The sequence below is a fragment of the Kitasatospora sp. MBT63 genome, from assembly GCF_000710465.2.
Taxonomy (GTDB): domain Bacteria; phylum Actinomycetota; class Actinomycetes; order Streptomycetales; family Streptomycetaceae; genus Kitasatospora.
In genome coordinates this window covers 1-2,577 of the sequence record NZ_JAIZ01000452.1, presented here as the reverse complement: position 1 = coordinate 2,577, position 2,577 = coordinate 1, and the positions used below count along the sequence as shown (strand labels likewise).

The window sequence follows — 2,577 nt, the reverse complement described above, 5'->3', positions numbered from 1 at the left end:
GCGCGGGCCGGGGTGCGGGCCCGGGCGGGCGGCCGGGGAGGCCGAGGAGCGGCGGTCGGCGAGCCGGGCGGAGCGCCGGGCCAGCGAGCGGGCCGCGTGGGCGTCGAGGTGGGCGGTGGCCCGGGCGGCCATCCGTTCGGCGACCCGGTGGGTGGCCGTGTGGTGGGCGGGGACCTTGTCGGGTGCTCCGGCGATCAGGTCGAAGAGCCAGGTGCGGGCACGGTCGGCGCGGGCGTGCAGCAGCCGTTCGCGGCGCACCGCCCGCCGTCGCCGGCGCGGCCGGTCCGCGTACCGCCAGCGGGCCCAGGGACTGCTGGGCCTGGCCAGCCGGACGGCGCCGACCGCGGACAGGCCGGGCACCATGATGCCGAGCATGCCGGTCCACATCTTGCCCTTGAGCAGGGCGATGACCGAGAGCAGCGCGTTGACGGAGATACCGGCGGTCAGGCCCCAGTGCCCCCAGCCGGCCGGCGCGGTCTGCCCGGGTACGGCGCCGAGCGGGACGTACCCGGTGAGCAGCAGGGCGGTGATCAGGATGCCGAGGATCACGGCGTCCACCGACTTGCGGCCCTGCTCGCCCCAGTAGACGTCGTCGAGGTGCAGGATCAGGGCGAACTCGTCGAGGACCAGCCCGCACCCGATGCCGAAGCTGAGGCTGAACCAGTTGATCCAGGGGTGGCCGCCGTTGGTGGCGATCACGCCGATGCCGCCGACCAGCAGGAAGCCGAGGCCGAAGACCATGTGGTGGATGTGCAGGCCGCCGGGGGTGATGTTGCCGGGCCACCAGCGGACCTTGGCGCGGATCATGCGGACGCTGAAGCGGATGCAGACGAAGGAGGTGATGAAGCCGACCAGCAGCAGGAGCAGCGGTTGCTTGTGGGTCGCGACGATGTGGTCGCGGTAGCTGTCCAGCAGGGTGCCGATCATCGTGGTACTGCCTTCGTCGGGTCGTGCGGCGGGCTCCTCCGGTGCCGGGCTAACGTCCGGTCAGAACCCCCGGGTGCGCTTGGCCGCCCGCCGGGGTACCAGCAGTTGGGGCGCGAGGCGGTCGGCCGCGCCGGGTGCCTTCATGAACAGACGCGCGACCTCGCCTCCCAGGTTCACGCCGATCGCCAGCGCCATCGCGATGGCGGCGGCCCGGGTGATGGAGACCAGTCCGGCGCTGGCATGCCCCTGGGCGAGCGAGAGCATGCCCAGGTAGAGCGCGGATCCGGGCATCAGCGGACCGATCGCGGCGGTCACGTAGGGCAGTGCGGAGGCGTACCGGTAGCGGGCGGTGAGCTGGCCGAACAAGCCGACCAGGCCGGCGGCGATACCGGTGGAGACGATCGGCGAGATCCCCGCGTTGTAGGCCAGCACCCCGTACGTGGACCAGCCGATGCAGCTGTTGAGCACCACCAGCGGCAGGGTGCGGCGGTCGGTCTGGAGCAGCATGGCGAAGGCGGCGGTGAGCACCATCGCGGCGGCCAGTTGCAGCGGCGGGTCGACGGAGCCGATCAGGCTCTCGTCGGGCCGCAGCCGGGCGTTGAAGTTGACGCCGACGTACAGCACCAGCATCACGCCGATCACGATGCCGGCCACCAGGTAGACGACTTCGAGCAGCCGGGCGGCGGCGGTGATGTAGAAGCCGGTGAGGCCGTCCTGCACGGCGGCGACCATGGCCCGGCCCGGGAGCAGGGCGAACAGTCCGCCGGTGATGACCACGGAGCCGCGCAGGTGCCAGTCGTTGAAGGAGAGGGCTATGCCGAAGGCGGCGGCGGGCATCGCGCCGACCACGAACTGGTAGAACTCCGGCAGGCCGCGGTGGGCGATCAGGGAGGCGAGCCGGTCGCCGAGCACCGAGGCCACGAAGGCGCTGCCGAAGACCAGCCAGGCCTTGCCGTCGAGCTGCCCGCCGACCAGGAAGGTGGCCGCGCCGGCCAGCAGGCCGGTGGCGAGGGCGAGCAGCCAGACCGGGTAGGGGTGGCGGTTGCGGCGGATCCGGGCGAGCCGGCGGTAGGCGTCGTTGATGCTGACCTGTTCGGCCGTGATGTCGGCGACCAGGCGGTAGACGGCGGCGAGGCGGGTGTAGTCGGAGGTGCGGCGGCGGACCACGCGGTCGGCGGTGACCGGCGCCTCGGTGAGCGAGGGCTGGTGGGAGACCGAGATCAGGGTGAAGGTGACCTGCGGTTCGCAGTGGTCCAGCCGGTAGGCGTGGGCGATGCCGAGCATGGCGGCCTCGACGTCCTCGGCGGCCTCGCCGCTGGCGAGCAGCAGTTCACCGATCCGCAGGGTGAGGTCGAGGATGCGCGGGATGTTGCGGCCGACGGCGGAGGGGTGCAGTTCGCGGGCGGTCCGTTCGAAGGCGGGGCGCTCCGCCATGGGGGTGCGCAGCAGGGTCCGCATCCGGTCGGGCCAGGGTGCGCTGCCGGGGCCGCCGGGCTGCAGGTGCGGGACGGCGAGGCCGGTGGCCGGGGTGTAGCCGGCGGCGCGCCAGTCGTCGGGGGTGAGGGTGTCCTCGGCGAGGCTGCGGGCCTGCTCGGCGGGGGCCGGGGTGAGCAGGCCGTCGGTCTGCAGGGGGGCCGGGGCGAGCGGGAC

The 2,577-nt window shown here is 73.4% G+C and carries 2 protein-coding genes; both read right to left on the bottom strand.

What is annotated here, in order from left to right; translation table 11 throughout:
• A partial coding sequence (locus AA75_RS24420; protein WP_199520401.1) for a hypothetical protein occupies window positions 1-927 on the bottom strand: 927 nt, incomplete at its 3' end.
• 60 nt (window positions 928-987) lie between these two features.
• Entirely contained in the window at window positions 988-2,556 is a 1,569-nt protein-coding gene (locus tag AA75_RS24415; RefSeq protein WP_082526786.1) for a threonine/serine exporter ThrE family protein, read from the bottom strand.
• Window positions 2,557-2,577: the final 21 nt, after the last annotated feature.